Source organism: Nonomuraea ceibae (genome assembly GCF_019396325.1).
GTDB classification, from domain to species: domain Bacteria; phylum Actinomycetota; class Actinomycetes; order Streptosporangiales; family Streptosporangiaceae; genus Nonomuraea; species Nonomuraea ceibae.
The window spans coordinates 41874-64916 of record NZ_JAHKRO010000002.1 but is presented as its reverse complement, the minus strand read 5'-3'; the positions used below and the strand labels follow the sequence as shown (position 1 = coordinate 64916).

The 23043-nt window shown below is 72.5% G+C and carries 24 protein-coding genes; 15 read left to right on the top strand and 9 right to left on the bottom strand.

From position 1 onward, the window contains the following. Window positions 1-94 precede the first annotated feature (94 nt). The 4 genes from KME80_RS02040 to KME80_RS02025 all read right to left on the bottom strand — a co-directional run bounded on the left by KME80_RS02040 (window position 95) and on the right by KME80_RS02025 (window position 4115). Complete coding sequence (locus tag KME80_RS02040; protein ID WP_219499580.1) at window positions 95-466, bottom strand: Rv3235 family protein; 372 nt, start codon at window positions 464-466, stop codon at window positions 95-97. Between the two features lie 156 nt (window positions 467-622). Continuing rightward, window positions 623-1915 (bottom strand): PTS transporter subunit EIIC, encoded by a 1293-nt coding sequence (locus tag KME80_RS02035; RefSeq protein WP_219499578.1) that lies wholly within the window; start codon window positions 1913-1915, stop codon window positions 623-625. 112 nt (window positions 1916-2027) lie between these two features. Further along, a complete protein-coding gene (locus KME80_RS02030) occupies window positions 2028-3350 on the bottom strand; it encodes a PTS transporter subunit EIIC (RefSeq protein WP_308125581.1) in 1323 nt (440 codons plus the stop codon). Between the two features lie 24 nt (window positions 3351-3374). Then, on the bottom strand, window positions 3375-4115 hold the full coding sequence (locus KME80_RS02025) for a GntR family transcriptional regulator (protein ID WP_308125580.1): 741 nt from the start codon (window positions 4113-4115) through the stop codon (window positions 3375-3377). A 126-nt stretch (window positions 4116-4241) separates the two neighbouring features. Here KME80_RS02025 and KME80_RS02020 point away from each other — a divergent pair, with 126 nt between their 5' ends. Genes KME80_RS02020 through nagZ form a run of 6 tightly spaced genes read left to right on the top strand, consistent with a single transcriptional unit; the run spans window position 4242 to window position 9337 of the window. Next, window positions 4242-5276: an SIS domain-containing protein gene (locus KME80_RS02020; protein WP_219499574.1), complete on the top strand. Its 1035-nt coding sequence runs from the start codon at window positions 4242-4244 to the stop codon at window positions 5274-5276. Window positions 5277-5326: 50 nt separating this feature from the next. After that, window positions 5327-5563, top strand: a complete 237-nt coding sequence (locus KME80_RS02015) for a PTS sugar transporter subunit IIB (protein ID WP_049564709.1) — start codon at window positions 5327-5329, stop codon at window positions 5561-5563. 12 nt (window positions 5564-5575) lie between these two features. Further along, entirely contained in the window at window positions 5576-6022 is a 447-nt protein-coding gene (locus tag KME80_RS02010) for a PTS sugar transporter subunit IIA (RefSeq protein WP_219499572.1), read from the top strand. Window positions 6023-6042: 20 nt separating this feature from the next. Continuing rightward, window positions 6043-6303, top strand: a complete 261-nt coding sequence (locus tag KME80_RS02005; RefSeq protein WP_219499565.1) for an HPr family phosphocarrier protein — start codon at window positions 6043-6045, stop codon at window positions 6301-6303. After that, window positions 6300-7979, top strand: a complete 1680-nt coding sequence (gene ptsP, locus KME80_RS02000; protein ID WP_308125579.1) for a phosphoenolpyruvate--protein phosphotransferase — start codon at window positions 6300-6302, stop codon at window positions 7977-7979. The genes KME80_RS02005 and ptsP overlap by 4 nt, the downstream gene beginning before the upstream one ends. A 56-nt stretch (window positions 7980-8035) precedes the next feature. Beyond that, on the top strand, window positions 8036-9337 hold the full coding sequence (nagZ, locus tag KME80_RS01995) for a beta-N-acetylhexosaminidase (protein ID WP_219499563.1): 1302 nt from the start codon (window positions 8036-8038) through the stop codon (window positions 9335-9337). Here the strand turns inward: nagZ and atpB are convergent. Further along, the gene (gene atpB / locus KME80_RS01990; RefSeq protein WP_219499561.1) at window positions 9334-10128 is read right to left on the bottom strand and encodes a F0F1 ATP synthase subunit A; all 795 of its coding nucleotides are present in this window, start codon (window positions 10126-10128) and stop codon (window positions 9334-9336) included. The two genes, nagZ and atpB, sit on opposite strands and share 4 nt — an antisense overlap. Window positions 10129-10267: 139 nt before the next feature. Between atpB and KME80_RS01985 the strand changes: the two genes are divergently transcribed. The 4 genes from KME80_RS01985 (at window position 10268) to KME80_RS01970 (ending at window position 12882) form a co-directional block, all read left to right on the top strand. Further along, window positions 10268-10912, top strand: coding sequence for an HAD family hydrolase (locus KME80_RS01985; RefSeq protein WP_219499559.1), 645 nt, complete (start codon window positions 10268-10270; stop codon window positions 10910-10912). A gap of 31 nt (window positions 10913-10943) precedes the next feature. Then, window positions 10944-11453, top strand: a complete 510-nt coding sequence (locus tag KME80_RS01980) for a DUF6912 family protein (protein ID WP_219499557.1) — start codon at window positions 10944-10946, stop codon at window positions 11451-11453. Between the two features lie 10 nt (window positions 11454-11463). Further along, window positions 11464-12090, top strand: coding sequence for an HAD family hydrolase (locus tag KME80_RS01975; protein WP_219499556.1), 627 nt, complete (start codon window positions 11464-11466; stop codon window positions 12088-12090). A 72-nt stretch (window positions 12091-12162) separates the two neighbouring features. After that, complete coding sequence (locus KME80_RS01970; protein WP_219499944.1) at window positions 12163-12882, top strand: HAD family hydrolase; 720 nt, start codon at window positions 12163-12165, stop codon at window positions 12880-12882. On the opposite strand, the gene KME80_RS01965 is transcribed toward KME80_RS01970, so the two are convergent. Further along, window positions 12883-14463 (bottom strand): penicillin-binding transpeptidase domain-containing protein, encoded by a 1581-nt coding sequence (locus tag KME80_RS01965; RefSeq protein ID WP_219499554.1) that lies wholly within the window; start codon window positions 14461-14463, stop codon window positions 12883-12885. Window positions 14464-14571: 108 nt separating this feature from the next. Here KME80_RS01965 and KME80_RS01960 point away from each other — a divergent pair, with 108 nt between their 5' ends. The 3 genes from KME80_RS01960 to KME80_RS01950 are packed head-to-tail and all read left to right on the top strand — an operon-like array spanning window position 14572 to window position 18363. Further along, window positions 14572-15489, top strand: a complete 918-nt coding sequence (locus KME80_RS01960; protein ID WP_219499552.1) for a LysR family transcriptional regulator — start codon at window positions 14572-14574, stop codon at window positions 15487-15489. Then, entirely contained in the window at window positions 15486-16343 is an 858-nt protein-coding gene (locus KME80_RS01955; RefSeq protein ID WP_219499550.1) for a serine hydrolase, read from the top strand. Before KME80_RS01960 ends, KME80_RS01955 begins: the two co-directional genes overlap by 4 nt. Before the next feature lie 58 nt (window positions 16344-16401). Then, window positions 16402-18363 carry an acetoacetate--CoA ligase gene (locus KME80_RS01950; protein ID WP_219499548.1) on the top strand — a complete coding sequence of 654 codons (1962 nt, stop codon included), beginning with the start codon at window positions 16402-16404 and terminating at the stop codon, window positions 18361-18363. On the opposite strand, the gene KME80_RS01945 is transcribed toward KME80_RS01950, so the two are convergent. Both KME80_RS01945 and KME80_RS51610 read right to left on the bottom strand, forming a co-directional pair. Then, on the bottom strand, window positions 18353-18910 hold the full coding sequence (locus KME80_RS01945; protein WP_219499546.1) for an NADPH-dependent FMN reductase: 558 nt from the start codon (window positions 18908-18910) through the stop codon (window positions 18353-18355). The two genes, KME80_RS01950 and KME80_RS01945, sit on opposite strands and share 11 nt — an antisense overlap. Then, window positions 18907-19848: an NADP-dependent oxidoreductase gene (locus tag KME80_RS51610; RefSeq protein ID WP_308125578.1), complete on the bottom strand. Its 942-nt coding sequence runs from the start codon at window positions 19846-19848 to the stop codon at window positions 18907-18909. The genes KME80_RS01945 and KME80_RS51610 overlap by 4 nt, the downstream gene beginning before the upstream one ends. A gap of 106 nt (window positions 19849-19954) precedes the next feature. Between KME80_RS51610 and KME80_RS01935 the strand changes: the two genes are divergently transcribed. Together KME80_RS01935 and KME80_RS01930 are read left to right on the top strand one after the other, a co-directional pair. After that, window positions 19955-20896, top strand: a complete 942-nt coding sequence (locus KME80_RS01935; protein ID WP_219499544.1) for an AraC family transcriptional regulator — start codon at window positions 19955-19957, stop codon at window positions 20894-20896. Between the two features lie 38 nt (window positions 20897-20934). Beyond that, window positions 20935-21564, top strand: a complete 630-nt coding sequence (locus tag KME80_RS01930; RefSeq protein WP_219499542.1) for a GNAT family N-acetyltransferase — start codon at window positions 20935-20937, stop codon at window positions 21562-21564. On the opposite strand, the gene KME80_RS01925 is transcribed toward KME80_RS01930, so the two are convergent. Further along, a complete protein-coding gene (locus KME80_RS01925; RefSeq protein ID WP_308125577.1) occupies window positions 21561-23042 on the bottom strand; it encodes an NADH-quinone oxidoreductase subunit NuoF family protein in 1482 nt (493 codons plus the stop codon). The two genes, KME80_RS01930 and KME80_RS01925, sit on opposite strands and share 4 nt — an antisense overlap. Window position 23043: the final 1 nt, after the last annotated feature.

Below are 23043 nucleotides of genomic sequence, written 5' to 3'. Positions count from 1 at the left end.
ACCGGAGGGGAGCGCCCGACTCTGGTTCGGAGAGGTGGGGCGCGGTGGCTCAGGGGCAGTGCGGTCGCAGGCTGCCCCGGGGCGCCGGGTGGGGTCAGGCGGTTTCGAAGTCGGTGCAGAGCCATTGGACGCCGCGGCGTTCCAGGCGGAGGGCGAGGACGCGGGCGCGGTCGCCGCAGTGGACGAGCAGGCACATCTCGATGGCCCCGTCCCGGGGCTCCTTGACGTGGGGGACGCCGACGAACGGCGGCCGGGGGGAGTCGATCATGCGGCCGGCCCGGACCAGTTCGCGGTAGGCGCGGTCGGTGAGGCGGTCGATGAGGGTCTCGGGCGGCCGGCGGCCGGCGAGGACCTCGGCGAGGGCCTGGCCGAGCTGCCGGAGCCGCCGCTCGTCGGGCAGGGCACCGGGGGCGCCCCAGACCAGGGTGGTGAGGGCGAGCGATCCGTGGGTGTCGTGCGAGGGCATGGGTCCTCCATCAAGGGGGGCGACAGATCGGTACTAGGAGGTTTCGGCACGGCCGGCAGATACATCGGCCGCCAACTTGTCCGGAGCGTGTCCGGGTATGGGGCGGCGGGCGTAGAAGGTCGCGGGAAGCTGGAGCGGTGCCGCAGCCTTTTCGGGTCAGGCCGGGGGCCGGTCGGGGGTGTCCTCAACTTCGCGGCCGGGGGTGGGGAGCGACAGGGCGCGGATGAGGAAGATGAACAGCGCGTAGTAGACGACGGCGTAGGCGAGCCCGGCCAGGATGATCAGGTCGATCCGGTGCGTGTTGGACTTGCTGGCGTTCAGGAGCAGGTCGATGGCGCCGCCGGAGAAGGTGAAGCCGAGGCGGGCGCCGAGTTCGGCCATGAGGGCCATCGACAGGCCGGTGAGCACGGCGTGCACGGCGAACAGGGCGGGCGCGACGAAGATGAACGCGAATTCCAGGGGTTCGGTGATGCCGGTGATGAACGAGGTGAGCCCGGCGGAGAGCATGATGCCGCCGACGGCCGCGCGGCGGTGGGGGAGGGCGGCGCGCCACATGGCGATGGCGGCGCCGAGCAGGCCGAACATCATGATGGGGAAGAAGCCGGTCATGAAGATGCCGGCGCCCTGCTCCCCGGCGAAGTAGCAGTTCAGGTCGCCTGCCGCGTCGCGGGTGGCGCCGTGCTGGCCGGCGCGGCATTCGGGGAGCGTGAACCAGACGATGGTGTTGAGCACGTGGTGCAGGCCGAAGGGGATGAGCAGCCGGTTGGCGAGGCCGTAGATGCCGGCTCCGGCGGTGCCGTGGGCGGAGAGCCAGTCGCCGGCGACGGCCAGCCAGTCGGCGACGGGCCGCCACAGGATGCCGAGGACGACGCCGAGCAGGAGGGCGGCGACGGCGGTGATGATGGGGACGAACCGGCGCCCGCCGAAGAAGGCCAGCCAGGAGGGGAGCTTGATGCGGTAGAACCGCTCCCACAAAAGGGCGGCGGCCAGGCCGATGAGGATGCCGCCGAGGACTCCGGTGGGGTTGGCGGCGGCCAGGTCGAGGGCGGGGGCGGTGGCGCCGTCGCGCACGGTGGTGATCATGACACGGTCGTAGACGGCGCCGCTGCCCGCTTCGAAGAACAGGGTCTTGGTGACGCGGTCGAAGACGAGGTAGCCGACGAGGGCGGCCAGGGCGGTGGAGCCGTCGGCCTTGCGGGCGAAGCCGATCGCGACGCCGATGGCGAACAGCAGCGGCAGGTTGTCGAAGAGCGCGCCGCCGGCCGCGGCGAGCACGTTCGCGACGGGGAGCAGCCAGGGCCAGGTGCCGCCGAGCCCGTCCTTGCCGAGCAGGTCGTCCTGGCCGAAGCGGAACAGCAGGCCGGCGGCGGGCAGGACGGCGATGGGCATCATGAGCGAGCGGCCGACGCGTTGCAGCACCGCGAACGCCGAGCCGCCCTTGCTGGTCATGCATCCCCCCGCACGTCACGGGGGTCGGTCGGTTCCTACCACGCGGGAGGGCGGGGAAAACGGCGCTAGGGGGCGCGGGGAACGGAGCCAGGGGCGCGGGGGGAGAACGGCGCTAGGGGGCGCGGGGCTCGCCGGAGTCGACGTCGGGTTCCGGCTCGCGGCCGGGGGTCATGATGTCGAGTTTGCGGATGAGGAAGCTGAACACGACGTAGTAGACGACGCCGTAGACGACGCCGAGCAGGAGGATGCCGGGCACGTTCTGGGTGTTGGACTTGCTGGCGTTGAGCAGCATGTCGAGCAGCCCCGCGGAGAAGCCGAAGCCGAGTTGCCCGCCGATGAGCGTGGTGAGGGCCATGGCGAGGCCGGTGAGCACGGCGTGCACGACGAGCAGCACGGGGGCGACGAAGATGAACGCGAACTCGATGGGCTCGGTGATGCCGGTGACGAACGAGGCGAGGGCGGCGGTCAGCATGATGCCGCCCACGGCCGTGCGCCGGTGCGCCGGAGCGGCCCGCCACATGGCGAGCGCGGCGGCGGGCAGCGCGAACATCATGACGGGGAAGAACCCGGCCATGAACTCCCCGGCGGTGGGGTCGCCGGCGAAGTAGCAGTTCCAGTCGCCGCCGAGGGCGCGCCCGCCGACGTCGCACTGGGGCACCACGTGCCAGACGATGGAGTTGGCGAAGTGGTGCAGCCCGAGCGGGATGAGCAGCCGGTTGATCAGCCCGTAGATGCCGGTGCCGAGCGGACCGAGCGTGGTGAGCGCCTCGCCGGCGTGGCCGATCCACTCGCCGAGTATGGGCCACACCCAGCCGATGACCACGCCGAGCACCAGCGCGGCCAGCGTGGTGATGATCGGGACGAAGCGCCGCCCGCCGAAGAAGGCGAGCCAGGAGGGCAGCTTGATCCGGTGGAAGCGCTGCCACAGCAGGGCGGTCACCAGGCCCATGAGGATGCCGCCGAGCACCTTGGTGGGGTTCTGCAGGCCGAAGTTGATGACCTCGGCGACGCCCTGGTCCTGGGCCTCCCGGATGATCACGGTGTCGCGGATGCCGGAGCCGGCGAACATCACCTTGGTGACCCGGTCGAAGACCAGGTAGCCGACGACGGCGGCCAGGCCGGTGGTGCCGTCGGCCTTGCGGGCGAAGCCGATGGCGACGCCGACGGCGAAGAGCATCGGCAGGTTCTCCAGCAGGGCGTCGCCGGCGGCCTCCATGACGAGGGCGACGTCGTTCATCCAGGCGAACCCGGCGACGTCGGCCAGGCCGCCGGGTTCGGCGCCGTTGGAGCCCAGCATGTCGGACTGGCCGAAGCGGACCATCAGCGCGGCCACGGGGAGGGCGGCGATGGGCAGCATGAGCGAACGGCCCATCCGCTGGAGCACGTTCATCACGCGTGCTAACGGCGAAGGCCGGGCGGCGGTGGTCTCGTTCACCGGGCGTCCCTCCGGGTCGGGCCCTCAACCCCGTCTTGCGGGCATTTCCAGAATGGTGCGGAGCTGGTAGCGGTCGGCGCGGTAGGTGGAGACGCCGAGTTCGGCGCAGACGCCGCCGGAGAACGAGCGCCGTTGCAGCAGCAGGACGGCGCCGCCGCGGGCCAGCTTGAGCAGGTCGGCATCGCTCGGGTCGGCGATGCCGCCGTCGATGGTGAGCTCGCCGGCGTCCATGACGAGGCCGTAGCGGCTCTCCAGCAGCTCGTAGAGCGAGCGGCCGGACAGGTCGTGCTCGGCGAGGTCGGGGGCGAGCTTGACCGGGATGTGCGCCCGTTCGATGGACAGCGGCTCGCCGTCGGCGGTGCGCAGCCGTTCGATGAAGTGGACCTCCTCGCCCGGCTGGATGCCGAGCTCCTTGGCCAGGTGGGCGCTGGCGCGCACGACGCGCCGGTCGAGGTCGCGCGAGCCGGGCACCATGCCGCGGGCGCGCATGTCCTCGGTGAAGGAGGTGAGCTGGAGCGCCAGCTCGATCTTGGGCCGGGCGACGAACGTGCCCTTGCCCGGCACCCGGTGCAGGCGCCCTTCGGACACGAGATGGTCGACGGCCTGCCGCACGGTCATGCGGGACAGGCCGAACCGCTGGCAGAGCTCGCGCTCGGACGGGATCGCGGCGCCGATGCTGAGCTCGTCGCTGTCGATGAGGTCGAGCAGGATCTCGCGCAGCTGGAAGTACTTGGGCACCGGGCTGTCCGGATCGATGTGTGCCACGGATCCTCCCCTCGATCTGACCTGGGTCATGGGCTATGGTTCGTACTGGTCTAGTCCGGACTAGACCACCACATGACGCAAAACAGGGTCAAGTCCGAACGGTAACAGTTGAGGGATGAACACGAGATGACCACCAAGATGCGCAGCGAGATCGCCGAGCAGCCCGAGGCGCTGCGGGCCACGCTCGACTCCCTGCTCCCCAGGGTCGGCGAGGTGAAGGCGCTGGGCGAGCAGACCCGCCAGCTGCTGTTCATCGCGCGTGGCACCTCCGACAACGCCGCCGTCTACGGCCGCTACCTGGTCGAGTCGCACGCCGGCAGGCTGTCCGCGCTCGCGGCGCCGTCGATCGCGACGACGTACAAGCGCAAGCTCGACCTCGACGGCGTGCTGGCCGTCGCGATCTCCCAGTCGGGCCGCACCGAGGAGATCGTCGAGACGCTGGCCTGGGCGAAGGACTGCGGCGCCCGTACCGTCGGGGTCACGAACGGCGGCGAGGACAGCCCGCTGGCGCAGGCGGCGGACCTGGCGCTGTGCACGCTCGCGGGCGAGGAGAAGGCCGTTCCGGCGACCAAGACCTACACCACGCAGCTCGCCGCGCTGGCCGTGCTGGCGCTGGGCCTGGGCGCCGAGGTGGACGCCGACGAACTGCGGCGGGTGCCGGAGGCGGTGGAGAAGCTGATCTCCGAGCCGGGCGACCTGGACGCGGTCGTGGAGGGGCTGGCGGACAAGCCGGGCGTGGTGGTGTCGGGGCGCGGGATGGCGTTCTCGACGGCGCTGGAGACCGCGCTCAAGCTCAAGGAGGCCTGCTACCTGCACGCGATGGGCCTGTCGTACGCGGACCTGCTGCACGGGCCGATCGCGGTGGTCGACGCCGACACCCCGGCGCTGCTGGTGGCGGCGGAGAACAGCCCGACGCTGCAGGGCACGGTGGCGCTGGCCGAGCGTGTCGTGGCGGCGGGCGCGGCGGCGTTCACGATCGGCGGCGGCGAGGGCCTGGCGCGGGCGGGCACGGCCGCGCTGAACGGCCCGGACCTGCCGGAGTGGCTGGCGCCGATGGGGCTCATCGTCCCCGGGCAGCTGCTGACCGAGGCGCTGGCCAGGCGGCTGGGCATCGACCCCGACGCGCCGCGCGGGCTCAACAAGGTGACCCAGACGGACTGATCACGCAGCGTCGTTTAGCCTGGTCGCAGAGTCATGACGAGGAGGACCGGATGGCGGCGGACGTGAACGCGATCATCGCCGGTCTAGGCGGTGCCGACAACATCATCGAGATCGAGCCCTGCATCACCCGGCTGCGCACGGAGGTCGCCGACGCCACGAAGGTGGACCAGGCCGCGCTCAGGGCGGCCGGCGTCCACGGTGTCATGGCCGCCGGCAACGTGGTGCAGGTCGTCGTAGGGCCGGAGGCCGACACCATCGCCAGCGACATCGAGGACATCATCGGCTAAGAGGGCGAGACCATGACGACTGTTCTCGCCCCGGTCGAGGGGGCGGCTGTGGGACTGGCGGCGGTGCCGGACCCCGTCTTCTCGGCAGGCATGGTGGGGCCGGGAACGGCGATCGACCCGTTGCGGGGCCCGGGGAAGGCTGTTGCCCCCATAGCTGGGAAAATCATGAAACTGCACCCGCATGCGTACGTCATCGTAGGAGATGACGGCAAAGGCGTGCTGGTGCATCTGGGCATCGACACGGTGCAGCTCAAGGGAAAGGGATTCCAGTTGCTGGCCGCCGAAGGCGACAGGGTGAGCGCCGGGCAGCCCGTGGTGTCCTGGGATCCGGCCGCCGTCGAGGCGGGCGGGCGTTCGCCCGTCTGCCCGGTGGTGGCTCTCGACGCGGTCGCCGGAGCGGTGACGGACGTGGCACGGGGCGCCGTGCACGCGGGCGACGAGCTTTTTCGATGGACGTAGCAAGAGGGAAGGAAGGGTTCATGGGCGAGCGCAAGGCGACCGTGGCGGCGGAGGTGGGGCTGCATGCCCGGCCCGCGGCCACGTTCGTGCAGACGGCGATGAAAGCCCCGATGGACATCCGCGTCGCCAAGGTCACGGGCGGCGAGCCGGTCAACGGCAAGAGCATCCTGCAGATCATGGCGCTGGACGTCCGGCAGGGGGAGACCATCGTGATCACGGCCGAGGGCGAGGGTGCCGAGGAGGTTCTCGACCAGCTCGCCAGCATCGCCTCCACGCCGTGAACCTGCGGGGGGTGGGGGTCAGCCCGGGCATCGGGCACGGCCCCGCGTACCTCCTGACCGCCCGCGTGCCCGAACCCCCCGAGGGCGCCACACACGCGGGAGACGCGGATCAGGAGAAGGAACGCGCGGTCATGGCGCTCGCGCAGGTCGCGGGCGAGCTTGAGGCGCGCGGTGACCGGGCGGGCGGCGAGGCCCGCGAGATCCTCAAGGCACAGGCCCTGATGGCGGAGGACCCCGGGCTGGTCGTGAAGATCAGGTCGCTGATCGACCGGGGTACGGCCGCCCCCAGGGCCGTGCACGAGGCTTTCACCAAATATCGGGACGTGCTGGAGGGGGTCGGCGGCTACCTCGGTGAGCGGGCGGCCGACCTCGACGACCTCAGGGACCGGGTGATCGCCCAGCTCACCGGCCAGGAGCTGCCCGGCCTGCCGCCGCCGGGCGACACGCCGTACGTGCTGGTCGCGCACGATCTGGCGCCCGCCGACACCGCGCTGCTGTCCGGCCACGCGGTGGCCGCGTTCGTCACCGAGGAGGGCGGGCCGACCAGCCACACCGCGATCATGGCCAGGGCGCTGGGCGTGCCCGCCGTCGTGGCCTGCGCGGGCGCGACGACGCTGCGTCCCGGCGTCGAGGTGCTGGTCGACGGCACCTCAGGAGAGGTACGGGCGCGGCCGACGGAGTCCGACGTGGCCAGGGCGGAGAGCGTCGACACCGCCAGGCAGGCCGCCATCGACCGGGTCACGGGCCCGGGGCGGACGAAGGACGGCCACCCGGTGCCGCTCCTGGCGAACGTCGGCGGCCCGGCCGACCTCGAAGCGGCGCGCTCCTGCGGCGCCGAGGGCGTCGGCCTCTACCGCACCGAGTTCCTCTTCCTGGGCCGCGCCGAGCCTCCGGGCGCCGAGGAGCAGGAGCGCGCCTACCGGGCGGCGCTGGAGGCGTTCCCCGGCGGGCCGGTGATCGTGCGGACGCTCGACGCGGGCGCCGACAAGCCGCTGGCGTTCCTGCCGCCCGGCTCGGCCGAGCCGAACCCGGCGCTGGGCGAGCGCGGGCTGCGCCTGCTGCGGGCCCACCCGGAGGTGCTGGAGACGCAGCTCGACGCGCTCGCCACGGCGGGCGCGGGGAGCGGGGGGCGGCTGCGGGTGATGGCGCCGATGGTGACGACGGCCGAGGAGGCCCGGTGGTTCGCCGCCGCGTGCCGGGCCGCCGACCTGCCGGAGGCGGGCGTCATGATCGAGGTCCCGGCGGCGGCGCTGCGCGCCCGCGACCTGGTGGCGGAGGTGGACTTCGTCTCGGCCGGGACCAACGACCTGGCCCAGTACGCCTTCGCCGCCGACCGCGAGCTCGGCGCGCTGAGCGAGCTGCACGACCCGTGGCAGCCGGCGCTGCTCGACCTGCTCGCCGGCCTCCTGGCCGCCGCGGCGCAGGCGGGCAAGCCGGGCGGCGTGTGCGGCGAGGCGGCGGCCGATCCGGGGCTGGCCTGCGTGCTGGCGGGGCTCGGCGCGGCGTCCCTGTCGATGGGGCCGGCCGCGCTGCCCGCCGTACGGGCCGCGCTGGCGTACCACACGCTGGAGCAGTGCCGTGCGGCGGCGGAGTCGGCCAGGGCGGCGACGACGGCGGCCGGGGCCCGCGCGGCGGCCCGCGCCCACCTGACGGAGCTGGAGGCGCTGGGGCTGTAGCAACTTTTGGCCGTCGTCCGGCACGGGCACGTCGCCGCGTGGATACGGTGGTGTTCATGGTTCGACGGATCGGTGCGGCAAGCGTCCTGACGATCGCCCTGGCGGCGTGCAGCGGCGGCGGCGGGGCGGCGACCGCGGCGCCGCCGGCGCGGCAGTCCGCCCAGCAGTCCGCCCAGCCGCCCGCGACCGGTGGCGAGCCCGCCACCTCCGCGCCGCCGTCCGCCCAGGACCCGGTCAAGCGGGTCCTGGCGGGCCTGAGCACCGAGCAGAAGGTCGGCCAGCTCTTCATGCCCGTCCTGTACGGCACCGCCGCCGACACCGTCTCCGGCGAGAACCAGGCCCGCTACGGCGCCCAGACGCCCGCCAAGGTGATCCGCAAATACCATCTCGGCGGCGTCATCCTGTTCCCCGCCAACGTCAGAACCACGGCCCAGGTCGTCGAGCTGACCAACGGCATGCAGCGCGCGTCCGGGCTGCCGCTGCTCGTCGGCACCGACCAGGAGAACGGCCTGGTGTCGCGGATGTCGGCGCTGATGACGCGCTTCCCCGGGGCCTCGCAGATCGGCGCGACCGGCGACACCGGCCTGTCGCGGGCCGTGGCCAGGGCCACCGGCGAGGAGCTGCGCGCCCTCGGCGTCAACCTCGACTTCGCGCCCGTCGCCGACGTCAACATCGACCCGAAGAACCCGGTCATCGGCCCGCGCGCCTTCGGCGACGACCCGGCGAAGGTGGCCAAGATGGTCGCCGCCGCCGTCAAGGGGTTCGGCGACGCGAAGGTGGCCTCCACCGCCAAGCACTTCCCTGGCCACGGCGACACCCGGATCGACAGCCACACCGGCCTGCCGGTGATCAAGCACACCCGCGCGCAGTGGGAGCGCCTGGACGCGCCGCCGTTCCGGGCGGCCATCGCGGCCGGGGTCGACGCGGTGATGAGCGCGCACATCGTCTTCCCCAAGCTCGACCCGTCGGGCGACCCGGCGACGCTGTCCAAGCCGATCCTGACCGGGCTGCTCAGGAAGGAGCTCGGCTTCAAGGGCGTCATCTCCACCGACGCGCTCAACATGGAGGGCGTGCGCAAGAAGTACGGCGACGGGGAGGTGGCCGTCCGCGCCGTCCTGGCCGGCGCCGACCTGCTGCTGATGCCGTACGACCTGCCGAAGGCCTACGGCGCCGTGCTGGCGGCGGTCAAGGACGGGCGGATCTCCGAGCAGCGGCTCGACCAGTCGGTCACCCGGCTGCTCAAGCTCAAGCAGGCTCGCGGCCTGCTCCAGGAGGCGCCGGTGGCGTCGGCGAAGCGGGCGGCCCAGGTGCTGCGTTCGCCGGAGCACCGCAAGCTGGCCGCCCGCGTCATCCGTTAGTGCTCGCCGTGCAGGCCGCTCGCCACGTACATGGCGGCGAGCATGGCGAACAGGTAGGCCTGCAGGAACTGGATGAACATCTCGAACGCGGTCAGCAGGATCGTCATGAGCACGCCGACCACGCCGATCCCGGCGCCGAGCGGCGTGAGCTTCTCGAACAGGAACCAGAAGCCCACGGAGCTGAAGAACGCCAGCAGGATGTGGCCGGCGAACATGTTCGCGAACAGCCGGATGAGGTGCGTGAACAGTGACAGGAAGAACACCTCGGCGAGGATGAGCGGCGCGTACAGCGGATAGGCCCAGCCGGGCAGCCCCGGCAGGATCACGATGCCCTTGAGGTAGCCGATCAGGCCGTGGTGCCGGACGCCGAGGTAGATCTTGATGCCGTACACGAGCAGCGCCAGCGTCGCCGGGAACGTGATGTGCGCGGCGACGGGGAACTGGACGAACGGGATGACGCCCATGAGGTTCCAGGCCATCACGGTCAGGAACAGGCTGAGCAGGAAGCCCATCCACCGGTCGGCGTCCTTGCCCAGGTTGGGCCGGGCCACCTGGTCGCGGACGAACTCGTAGACGTACTCGCCGTAGCTCTGCCAGCCGCGTGGCACGAGTTTCGGCCGGGCGAAGGCGGCCCACGACAGGGCGATGACGAGGACCGAGCAGAGCAGGGCGACCAGGACGGGTTTGGTGAGCCAGGCCGGTCCGCCGGCGAAGATCGGCGGGAGGTCGAAGAGCTCGAGTCCGGGAGCTCTGAACCGGTCGGGGGAGGTGATCAGGATCGTCGTACGCAACGGCGGTCCCTTCAGGGATCGGACAGGAATCTCACGATAAACAGGTGATTTGGTGATCCCTAACAGGGGGTTTATAACCGGCGAAACGCCCTGTGCGAGGCTCTACGCTGGAGTGCCGGACTGCCACGAGGAGGCGAATGTGGTCGCAGGTGTGCTGATCGACTGGGGCGGGGTGCTCACGACCAGCCTGACCGACTCCATCGCCAGGTGGATCGAGGCCGACCGCATCGACGGCGACCACTACCGTCAGGTCATGCGCGAGCTCGTCGAGGCCGCCTACGACGGCCAGGAGGAGAACGTCATCCACGCCCTGGAGCGCGGCGAGCTCGACGGATCGGCGTTCGAGCGCGACCTGGCGGCCCGGCTGCTGACCCTCGACGGCGCGCCGCCGGAGGCCGAGGGCCTGCTGGAGCGCATGTTCGCGGGCTTCGAACGCGTCGAGGCCATGTACGACATGCTGGCCGAGGTCAGGAAGGCCGGGCTGAAGACCTGCCTGCTGTCCAACTCGTGGTCCAACACCTACCCGCGCGACGGCTGGGACGAGGTGTTCGACGCGATCGTGATCTCCGGCGAGGTCGGCATGCGCAAGCCCGAGCCGCGCATCTTCGAGCACGCGCTCGGCGCGATCGGCCTGCCGGGGGAGTCGTGCGTGTTCATCGACGACATCGAGGCCAACATCGCGGCGGCGCGTACCCTGGGGATCACCGGAATCCACCACCGCGACGCGGACACGACCATCCGGGAACTCGAGTCCCTCCTCCGGCTGCCTCTGCGGCGGGCATGATGGGACCCTCGCACGCTGTGAAAGGTTCGTGATGCGCGTCTACCTGCCGTGCACCCTGCCCGCGCTGGCCAGGGCCGCCGAGGCCGGGGAGCTGGCCCCGGCCCCGCTGACCGGCTACGCGGTGACCCCTGCGCTGACCGAGTGGTACGCCTCGGGCGACACCGAGGAGCTCGAGTACGTGGCGCTCACCGAGGCGGCCCGCGCCTCGCTGCGCATGCTGGCCGCCGACCACGCCGACGGCGTGGCCGTCCCGGCGCGGCGGGTGGTCGTCGCGGCCGAGGTCGACGGGCCCGTGCCGCACAACGGCGCCGACCTCCAGGAGAAGGCCCGGGTCCGGCTGACCGAGCCGATCCCGCTGGCCAAGGTGGCCGCCGTGCACATCGACGACCTCTACGCGGTGCCCGACATCGAGGCGGCGATCGCCGCGCTGCCGGCGGCCGACAAGGGCGACGACGACGCCCGTTTCACGGTCGACGGCGCGGAGGCGCACGAGCTCATGTGGTACGCCACCCAGGAGATCCCGGACCTGCTGGCCGGATAAGCTGGACATGATGACCAAGCACATTGTCTGGGACTGGAACGGCACGCTCTTCCATGACATCGACGCCGTCGTCGGCGCGACCAACGAGCTCTTCCGGCCGTACGAGCTGCCCCCGCTGACGGCCGACGGGTTCCGCGCCGTCTACACCCGGCCCATCTGGGTGGCCTACGAGCGGATGCTCGGCCGCCCGCTCTCGGAGGGCGAGTGGGAGCGGCTCGACGTCGGCTTCCACGACCACTACTTCCGGCTGGCCGCGGAGTGCGGGCTGGCCGAGGGCGCGGAGCTGGCGCTGAGCGGCTGGACGGGCACGCAGTCGCTGTGCTCGATGGCCCCGCACGACCACCTGGTGCCGAAGGTCGACTCGTTCGGCATCAGCCGCCACTTCACCCGCATCGACGGCCTGATCGGGGTGACCGGAGGCGAGAAGGCGGCGCACATGGCCGCCCACATCCGGTCGGCCGGGGTCGACCCGCGCGAGGTGCTGGTGATCGGCGACAGCGTCGACGACGGCGTGGCCGCCCGCCACGTGGGCGCCCGCGCGGTGCTCTACACCGGCGGCATGTCCACCAGGGCCGAGCTGGAGTCGACCGGGTTCCCGGTCGTCGACACGCTCGCCGAAGCCCTGGATCATGCCTGATTCGAGCGGTCACCCGCCGCCCGAGGGGGCGGTGGCCCTACTCTGGGGGCGGTTCGCAGTCAGGAGGCCGCCATCAACCGCCTAGTTCTCTGGAACGTCGACCTGACCCTGGTCGACGTCGCGATCGTGACGCGTGACGCCTACGCCGAGGCGTTCCGCGCGGTCACCGGGCGTCCGCTGGTCAAGCTGGTGCCGCCGATGGGCCGGCCCGACTCCGAGATCGTCTTCGAGACGCTCGCGGTCAACGGCGTCGAGGCCGAGGACGACCACCTGCCGCGCTTCCTGGCCGCGCTGGCCTCGGCCTTCGCCGACCGGCGCAAGCGGCTGCCCAAGGAGGGCAAGGTGATGCCCGGGGCCAAGGACGCGCTCAGGTCCGTGGCCCGGCTCGACGGGGTGATCCAGACCGTGCTCACCGGCACGATCAAGAGCAACGCGGTGCTCAAGCTCCAGGCGTTCGGCCTGGACCGCTACGTGGACTTCGAGCTCGGCGGCTACGGCGAGGAGGTCTACCCCAAGGCGTCGCTGCTGCAGGTCGCGCAGGGCCGGGCCAAGCAGCGGCTCGGCGTCCCGTTCACGCCGGCCAACACGGTGCTGATCGGCGACTCGGCCCGGGACGTGCAGGCGGCCAGGATCGGCGGGGCCGCGATGATCGCGGTGGCCTCGGGCCGGTCGACGGCCGCCGAGCTACGCGAGGCCGGGGCCGACGTGGTGCTGCCGGACCTGTCCGACGCCGCCGAGGTGGTGGCCGCCGTGGCGGCGCTCACCACCCCGCTCGACCGCAAGGCGGGCTGATCAGCCCAGCTCGGCGAGGAAGCGGGCCGCGACCGGGGCCGCCACCGCCGAGCCGGCGCCGCCGCCCTCCACGATGACGGCGAAGGCCAGGTCGTCCTTGTAGCCGATGAACCACGAGTGCGCGGGCGGCTCCTTGCCCGACCCGTACTCGGCGGTGCCGGTCTTGCCGGCCGTCCCGCCGGGGAAGCGCACGGCGTGGGCGGTGCCCTCGGTGACGACGGCGGGCATGAGCGTGCGCAGCGCGCTCACCACGTCGGCGTCGAGCTTGCGGGGCCGCAGGTCGCCGGGCGCGATGTCGGCGCCGACCAGCCGGGGCGGACGCCAGGCGCCGTCGGCGACGGCGGCGGCGACCGAGGCCATGTTGAGCGGGCTGGCCAGCACCCGGCCCTGCCCGATGGAGGCGGAGGCCAGGTCGGTGGCGTCCTTGGGGGCGGGGAAGTCGGCCTTGACCGCCGGGACGCCGGGCTTGATCGGGGCGCCGAAGCCGAAGCTGGCGGCGACCTCGGCGAGCCGTTCGGCGCCCAGGTCGCCGACGACCATCGCGCCGAACGTGGTGTTGCACGAGTGCGCGAAGGCGTCGCGGAAGGCGAGCGTGCCGTAGTCCTTGAAGCCGGCGTTGTGGAAGGGGAAGCCGCCGATGTTCTGCTCGGCCGGGCAGCTCACCCGCTCGTCCGGCCGGACCCCGTCGGCGACCAGCGCGGAGGCGGTGACGACCTTGAACGTCGAGCCCGGCGGGTACTTGCCGAGCAGCGCCCGGTTGAACCCGCCCGGCTTGTTGACCGCGGCCAGGATCTCGCCGGTCGAGGCGCGCACGGCCACCAGCGAGGCGGGCTTGTCCACGCCTTCCAGGGCGTCGGCGCCGGCCCGGTGCACCTTCAGGTCGAGGGTGGTCCTGATCGGCTTCCACTTCGGCGGGTCGAGCAGGTTCTTGACGACCTCGCCGTTCTCGACCAGCTCGATCCGGTCGCTGTCGCGCTCGGCGAACCAGTCGGGGTAGGTCTGCGCCAGGCCCGCGACGAGCTGCTGCACCGAGCCGGGCGCGTCCGGGGTGTCGATGCGGGTGCCGTCGGCGGCCTGCACCTCCAGGCCCTTGACCCGCTCGGTGACCAGCCGCACCGTGCGGTCGCGGGTCAGCGAGGGGTGCAGGGTGGCCGGGGTCCAGTCGATCTTCCAGGTGCGGTCGCGCTCGACGAACTTCAGGTCGCCGAAGTACTTCCAGTCGACGGCGCCGCTGAGGGTGGCGCCGAAGCTGACCTCGCCGGTGTCGGCGCCGTCGGCGGCGAAGACCCCGCCGGTGGTGATCCGGTGGAAGGTCTGCCGCTCGGCCTTGACGGCGGCGCTGAACTGCCGGTGCCGCTGCTCGAAGTCGGCCGGCGGATCGGCGACCAGCTCGCGCATGGCCCGGTAGTCCCCCGCGGACCAGGCCGACAGGTAGGCGTCGGCGACCTGCTCCGGCGATCCGGTGGTGCGCAGGATCCAGAACGTCCCGGCCGCCGCGACGACCGGGACGAGCACCCCGGCGACCCAGGGCCAGCGCCGCCTCCGTCTGGGCGGGTTCTCCGGCCGGAGATGTGCGTACATTGCCCCCGTTTGTGAAGCCATGCGTCAGAGGACAGCAGAGCCCCGGCCTGGCTGTCCAATACTGATATGACCGGTTCATCGATATGGATTTGGCTATAGTCACTGCTCATGGACCTGGTCCGGCACTTGCGTTACTTCACCGTGGTCGCGGAGGAGCTGCACTTCGGCAACGCCGCGATCCGGCTCGGCATGGCCCAGCCCCCGCTCAGCCAGCGGATCAAGCGACTGGAGGAGGAGCTCGGCGTGCGGCTGTTCGACCGCTCGGCCCGGCAGGTCAGGCTCACCGAGGCGGGCCGGCTGCTGCTCGGCGAGGCCAGGGAGATCGTCGCCCGCGTCGACCGGCTGCACGAGGTGGTCCGCCACGGCCAGGCCGCCGTCCTCAAGGTCGGCGTCCCGCCCGACCTGGCCGCCGCCGTCCTGGCCGCCCTCGTCGAGGGCTTCCGCGAGAGCAACCCCGAGGTACGCCTCGCGCCCGCCGAGATCTGGACCGCCGACCAGGTCGGCGCGCTGGCCGAAGGCGTGATCGACGTGGGCGTGGTCCGACACCCGGTCACCGCCCCCGGCCTGCACTTCGGCCGGACGCTGGTGCAGGCGCAGGGCGTGCTGCTGGCCGCCGGCGACCCGCTCGCCGGATCGGGCGAGTTGCACCTGGCCGACCTGGCCGGCCGCGAGCTGCTCATGCCGCCCCGGGAGGGCGAGCCCGGCGCCCACGCCGAGCTGCTGGCCGAGTGCCGCCGCCACGGCTACGTGCCCGCGCAGGTCCACCAGGGCGCCGGGCTCGGCCTGGTGATGGCCGGGGCCGCCGTCGCGTTCGGGCCCAAGGCGGACGTGGCGGGGCTGGCCTGGCGTCCGCTGCTAGGCTCGCCCATCGCCTACCGGGTCTCCACCGCCTGGCGGGCGGCCACGGCGACGGTGACCGACTTCTCCGCCGTGGCCGTACGGATCTTGAAGGAGCGCGCCGGGATGACCGACGAGGACGCGACGCCCGTGCGGCGGGTCAGCCGCAGGCCGGGGATGCTGGCATGAGCGGTCCGGACCTGGAGGCGGTGTTCCGCGCGGCCGGCGTGCGCGGCTGGCTGCTGGCCGCCGACGTCGACACCGGCCGGGAGATCGGTCACGGGGCCGACGACCCGGTGCCCACCGCGTCGATCTTCAAGGTGCCGCTCATGGTGGAGTTCTGCCGGCAGGCCGACGCCGGGCTGCTCGACCCGGCCGGCCGCGTCACCGTGACCGGCCGCGACCGCGTCTCCGGGCCCACGGGACTGTCCGCGATGCTCGACGACGTCACGATCTCGCTGCGCGACCTGGCCTACCTGATGATCGCCGTCAGCGACAACACCGCCGCCGACGCGCTGCTCGCCCGGGTCGGCAGGGAGGCGGTCAACGCCATGCTCGACGGGTTCGGCCTGACCGGCACCCGGGTGCTGCAGAGCGCCGGGGAGATCAACACGAGCATGGCCGACGACGCCGGGCACGGCTGGCCGTACCTCGAACCCGACGACCTGGCCCGGCTGCGCGTGCTCGACCCGGCCCGCACCAACCACAGCACCGCGCGGGAGCTGACCCGGCTGTTCGGGCTGATCTGGCGGGACGAGGCGGCCTCGCCCGGCTCCTGCGCGTGGATGCGCGGCGTGCTCAACCTCCAGGTGTGGCCGCACCGGCTGGCCTCCGGGTTCCCGTACGACGACGTGGCGGTCAGCGGCAAGACCGGGACGCTGCCGACGCTGCGCGGCGAGGCGGGCGTGGTCGAGTACCCCGACGGCGGGCGCTACGCGGTGGCCGTGATCACCCGCTCCTACTCCACCGCGCTCAACCAGCCACGCGCTGACGCGGTGATCGGCACGGCCGCGCGTATGGCGGTGGACCACCTGAGGAGATAGCAAGTTATGTGGGAGGTCGGGTATGACTTTCCGCCTACCGGCCGACAGGATGGGGCACATGGTTGCTGAAGGTGCACTGCTCTGGGAACCCACCGACGAGACCACCGGACGGGCGCGGCTGACGCGCTATCTGGAGTCGGTGGGCCGCGCCGGTGAGCCCTACGAGGACGTGTGGCGCTGGTCGGTCGAGCGGCCGGAGGAGTTCTGGACGTCGATCTGGGACTACTTCGAGGTCATCGGGGAGCGTGGCGACGGGCCCGTCATCTCCGGAACGATGCCCGGCGCCGAATGGTTCACCGGAAGCACGCTCAACTACGCCGAGAACGCGCTGCGCCGCACCGACGGCGTGGCCGTGGTGTTCGTCTCCGAGGACGGCGCCCGGCAGGAGATCAGCTACGCCGAGCTGCGCGAGGAGGTGGCGCGGGTGCGCGCCGGGCTGGTCCGGCTCGGGGTCGGGCGCGGCGACCGGGTGGCCGGCTACCTGCCGAACATCCCGCAGGCGCTGATCGCGTTCCTGGCCACCGCCTCTCTGGGGGCGATCTGGTCGGCCGGGTCGCCCGACTTCGGCGTGCCCAGCGTGGTCGACCGGTTCAAGCAGATCGAGCCCAAGGTGCTCATCGCGGTCGACGGCTACCACTACAACGGCAAGACCTACGACCGCTCGGCCGCCGTCAACGAGATCGCCGCCGCGCTGCCCGGCCTGCGCGCCACCGTGTGGATCCCGTACCTGGCCGCCGTGGACGAGGGGCGCGCGCCGCAGCAGGCCGAGCCCGCGCCCGGCCACGACGAGGAGCTGCCGCGCGGCGAGGTGATCGGCTGGGAGGGGCTGCGCGCGCAGAGCGCGCCGCTGGAGTTCGAGCGCGTGCCGTTCGGCCACCCGCTGTGGATCCTCTACTCCAGCGGCACCACCGGGCTGCCCAAGCCGATCGTGCACGGGCACGGCGGCGTGGTGCTGGAGCACCTGAAGTCGCTCACCTTCCACCAGGACCTGGGGGAGGGCGACGTGTTCTTCTGGTACACCACCACGGGCTGGATGATGTGGAACTACCTCATCGGCGCCCTGCTGGTCGGGGCCACGCCGGTGCTCTACGACGGCGCGGCCACGCATCCCTCGCCCGCCGCGCTGTGGCGCATCGCCGCCACCGAAGGGGTGACCTACTTCGGCGTGGGCGCGCCGTACATCATGGCCTCGCTGAAGGCGGGCCTGACGCCCGAAGGGCTGGAGCGGCTGCGCGGCATCGGCTCGACCGGGTCGCCGCTGCCGCCCGAAGGGTTCGCCTGGGTGGCGGAGAAGCTGCCCGGGGTGCCGCTCGGGTCGTTCTCCGGCGGCACCGACGTGTGCACCGGGTTCGTCGGCGCGACCGTGCTGCACCCGATCCGGGCGGGCGTCATCCCGTGCCGGTCGCTGGGCGCCCGGGTCGAGTCCTTCGACCCCTCGGGCAAACCGGTCTTCGGCGAGGTCGGGGAGCTGGTGCTGACCGCGCCGATGCCGTCGATGCCGGTGATGTTCTGGAACGACCCGACCGGCGAGCGCTACCGCGACAGCTACTTCGACGTCTACCCCGGCGTGTGGCGCCACGGCGACTGGATCAAGCTGGAGCGCGACGGGAGCTGCGTCATCTACGGCCGCTCCGACTCCACGCTCAACCGGGGCGGCGTCCGGATGGGCACCAGCGAGTTCTACCGGGTCGTCGAGCGCTTCGAGCCGATCGTCGACAGCCTCGTCATCGACACCGGCCGGCTCGGCCGCGAGGGCAGGCTGCTCCTGTACGTGACCCTCGCCGAGGGCGCCGAGCTGACCCCCGCCTTCGAGCAGGAGCTGCGCACGACGCTGCGCCGCGAGCTGTCGCCCCGGCACGTGCCCGACGAGATCCACGCGGTGCCCGGCATCCCCCGCACGCTGTCGGGCAAGAAGCTGGAGGTCCCGGTGCGCAAGATCCTGCTCGGCACCCCGGTCGAGGAGGCCGCCAACCCGGATGCGATGGCCAACCCGGAGGTGCTGCGCTACTTCACGCCCTGAGCGGGCGCAGCGCCCGGCTCCAGGAGACGAGCTGGTCGAGCATGACGGTGACGCGCTCCTCCTGGTGGGCCGCGGGCCTGAACTCGGAGAGGTTCTCGAAGTCGGCGAACAGCGAGAGCGTCACCTGGGCCTGGACGGTGGCGACCTGGAGCTGGCCGAGCACCTGCCGCAGGTGCTCGGCCGCCCGCACGCCCCCGTCGACGCCGTAGCTGACGAACGCCGCCGCCTTGTCGGCCCACTCGGCATAGAGGAAGTCGATCGCGTTCTTCAGCACGCCGCTGGTCGAGCGGTTGTATTCAGGCGTCACGAAGATGAAGCCGTCGAAGCGGGCGATCCGCTCCGACCACGCCAGCGTGTGCGGGTTCTCGTAGCTGCCCGCCGCTGCGGGCTGCGGCTCGTCCAGGTGCGGCAGCGCGTGCTCGTGCAGGTCCACGAGCTCGAACCGGGCGTCGTCACGCTTGGCGGCCAGGTCGTGCACCCAGCGGGCGACGTTCTCGCCGTTGCGTCCGGGACGGGTGCTGCCGATCACGATGCCGATGTCGATCACGAGTTCTCCAGGGTGATGAGGATCTTGCCACGGGTGCGACCGGCCTCGGCCCTGCGGTGCAGCTCGGTCAGGCCGGTCAGGGGATGGGTCTCGGCGATCTCGACGACGAGCTCGCCCTTGTCGATCAGGCCGGCGAGCTCGGTGAGCTGACCGGCGTCGGCGCGGCCGATGAAGTGGCGCGCGTTCGGCGCGTCGACCGGGGTGGCGATCGTGATGACGGTCCGGCCCAGCGGCGCCAGCGCCGCGGCCTGCTCCGGCGGCACGGCGGCCAGGTTGAGCACCACGTCCATGCCGCCGGGCAGCGGCGTGGTGGTGTAGTCGACCACCTCGTCGGCGCCCAGCCGGCGGACCGCCTCGGCGCTGCGCGGGCTCGCGGTGGCGATCACGGTCGCGCCCGCGAGCTTGGCGAGCTGGACGGCGAACAGGCCGACCCCGCCGCCCGCGCCGTTGACCAGCACGCGGGCGCCGCTTCCCGCCTGCCCGGTTCCCGCCTGCCCGATCCCCGCCTGCCCGATCCCCGCCTGTTCGTGGACCGCCTGCCACGCCGTCAGCCCGGCCACCGGGATCGCCGCCGCGTGCGCTAGCGGGATCGAGCGCGGCGCCGGGGCCAGCAGGTCCACGGGCGCGACCACGTACTCGGCGGCGGCCCCCGCGACCAGCCCGATGACCGGGTCACCCACCTCCAGGGCGGTGACGCCGGGGCCGAGCGCGGCCACGGTGCCCGCCACGTCCCAGCCCAGCGTGTGCGGCAGCGTGATGTCCAGCGCCTCGTGCAGGTACCCGGACCGCAGGCCCGCGTCCGACGGGTTGAACGAGGTCGCGGCCTGCCGCACGAGCACCTCGCCCGGGCCGGGCGACGGCACGGGGAGCTCGTCGTAGCGGATGACGTCCGGGCCGCCGTAGGCGTGCACCCGGGCGGCCCGCATGGTTCGGCTCACGTGGAGCTCCTTTCGGTTGATGCAACCGTAGGAGGCTCAGACGCGACATCCAATGCGTGAGTGACTGCCTTTTATACGCGATCGTCTTTCACGGTAGACTCAGGTCATGGACGTGCTCAGTGACGTGATCGCCGGCATGCGGGTCGGGCTGCCCAACTCCACGCGGATCGCCTGGCACGCGCCGTGGGGCCAGCGCTTCGCCTCAGGGCCCGGCTCGGCCGGGTTCCACGTGATCCTGGAGGGCTCCTGCTGGGTGATCCCCGACAAGGGCGAGCCCTTCCCGCTGGGCGTCGGCGACGTGATCTTCTTTCCTCGCGGCGACGGCTACGCGCTGGCCGACTCTCCCACCACGCCCATCACCCACACCGCCTGCGACCCGGGCGACGAGGCCCAGCTCTACGCCTCGGCCTCCGTCGGTGGGCCCGGGGCGGTCACGGTGACGCTCTGCGGCGGCTACCGGCTCGACGAGTCGCGCTCCCACCCGATCCTGCTCAACCTGCCCGGCCTGATCCACCTGCCCGCCCGGCTGGGCCACCATCCCGAGCTGCGCACCGCCGTCAGCCTGCTGGCCAGCGAGGTCGCCGACCCGCGCCTGGGGGCCGACACCGTCGTGGCGTCCCTGCTCGACATGCTGCTGCTCTACATCCTGCGCGCGCACATCGAGGCCGACCCCGAGCGGTGCGAGTCCCACGGCTGGGCGGCGGCGCTCGCCGACCCCGCCGTCAGCGTCGCGCTCGACGCCATCCACCGCGACCCGGCCCACCCGTGGACCGTGCAGTCGCTGGCCGCGCGGGCCGGGCTGTCGCGGGCCGCCTTCTCACGCCGCTTCTCCATGCTGGTCGGGCAGCCGCCGCTGGGCTATCTCACCTGGTGGCGGCTCTCCACCGCAGCCCGGCTGCTCCGCTCGTCCGACGCGCCGCTGAGCGAGGTGGCCACCCGGGTCGGGTACGGGTCCGAGTTCGCCTTCGCGAACGCGTTCAAAAGGGAGCACGGCATGGCCCCGGGAAAGTACCGCCGCCTGAGTTGCCCGCTCCCGCAATCCCGATAATGGGGTGTTCTTCAGTTTGATCGCGGAAGTGGGAAAATATGCGTAATTGGCCGTTCTTCAATCTTTCAGTCACCACCCCCAGGATCGAACTGCGCTTCCCGTCGCTCGAGGATCTCGACGAACTCGCCGAGCGCGCCGCCGAGGGCGTGCACGAGGCCGGCGTCATGCCGTTCGTCCACCCGTGGAGCGAGGCCGCGCCCGCCGACCGGGCCCGCTCCACCATCCAGTACCACTTCCGCCAGTGGGCCGCGCTCACCCCCGACGACTGGTCGCTCAACTTCGTGGCCGTGTACGAAGGCCAGGTCGTCGGCACGCAGGGCATCATGGGCGCCGACTTCCCCGTCCTGCGCGAGGTGAAGTCCGGCTCCTGGCTCGGCCACCGCTTCCAGGGCATGGGCATCGGCACCGAGATGCGCGCCGCGATCCTGCACCTGGCCTTCGAAGGGCTCGGCGCCGCCCATGCCACCACCGAGGCGTTCGCCGACAACCCGTCGTCCCTGGCCGTGACCGGCAAGCTGGGCTACCACGACGACGGCGTCACCCTCTACAAGCGGCAGGGCAAGCCGGTCGTCTCCCGCAGGTTCCGGCTCCCCAGGGCCGACTGGACCCCGGTGCCCGGCATCGAGATCCACCACCTGGAGCCCTGCCTGCCCCTGCTCGGCCTCTAACCGGCGCGGGCCAGCCGCAGCGCGAGGGCCGGGCACATGCCGACCGCGCGGCTGGCCTCCTTCACCATCCAGCCCGGCACCGTCCGGAACGACGGGAAGCCGTAGTCGTCCAGCTCCACGAACTCCGGCAGCAGGTGCGCGCACAGGCCGTGGCCCTGGCAGCGGGTCCAGTCCACGTCCAGGCGATACTCGGGCTCGTCCTCCGGCTCCGGCAGCGGCAGCACGCCGCGCACCGGCCGGCCGCACGAGCCGTGCTCCAGGTGCAGGGCGATGTCGCTCTCGAACGCGTCCAGCGACGACAGCACGAACCTGGCCGTGCCGTCCGGATGGAAGCACGCGCCCCGCCTCTCGACCGAGCGCACCGAACGCCGTACCGCGTCGATCGAGCCCGTGCCCTCCACCAGGGCGCCGAGCGCCCGCGCCACGTCCGGGAGGCCGAGCCGGCACGGGCCGCACTGGCCCGACGACTGCGCGGCCAGGTACGCGGCGACCCGGGCGGCCTCGCCGACCGGGCAGGTCGACTCGCCGAGCGGCACCACGATGCCGGCGCCGAGGCTGCCGCCCGCCAGCTTCATGCCCTCGCGCGAGACGACGGCGGAGACCGCGGTCTCGGCGTCCAGCCAGGCGCCGTGGTAGCCGCCGATCAGCACCCCGTCGCCGATCTCCGCCTCGCACAGGTCGAGCACGTCGATCAGCGGCGTGCCGGTCGGCGCCTCCACGACCGCCGCCGTCGCCGCCCCGCCGCTCACGCTGAGCAGCACGGTGCCGGGCTCCCTGCTGGTGCCCGTCTTGGCGTACTGCTCGGGGCCGAGCTCGGCGAGCACGGCGAGCTGGGCGAACGTCTCGGTGTTGGACAGCAGCGTGGGCAGTCCGTCGACGCCGCTCTCGCTGGCTCGCCGCTTGCGGCCGGGCGGCACCGGGTCCATGCCGTTGACCGCCCGCACCAGCGCGCCGCCCTCGCCGGAGATGAACCGCTCCCGCAGGCCGACGACCCTGATGCCGATGCGGCTCTCGGCCGCGCCCGCCACGTTGGCGGCGCGCCGCTCGGCGACGGCGGCGGTGATCGACGCCTCCGCGACCTCGCCCTCGACCGTGGCGACGACCACCTCGCGGGCGTTCAACGCCTCGGCCGCGAGCACCGCGCCGTCGAGCACCAGGTGCGGGTTGCGGACCAGCAGCATCGCGTCCTTGGAGCTGGCGGGCTCGCCCTCGGCGCCGTTGACCAGCACCACGCTCTCCCGCCCGCGGCGGGCGTCGGCGACCGCCCGCAGCTTGCGCGCGAACGGGAACGCCGCGCCGCCCCGCCCGCGCATGTCCACCTCCTCCACCTGGGCGATGATGTCGTCGAGGGTGCGCGGCACCTGGTCGCCGTGCAGCGTGCGGTGCGCCGGCAGGTCGAGCCGCCGGGTGTGGTCGAGGCCGGCGGTGAGCCGGGCCGGTCCCATGCGCAGCACGCGCGGCACCGAATGCGGGATCAAG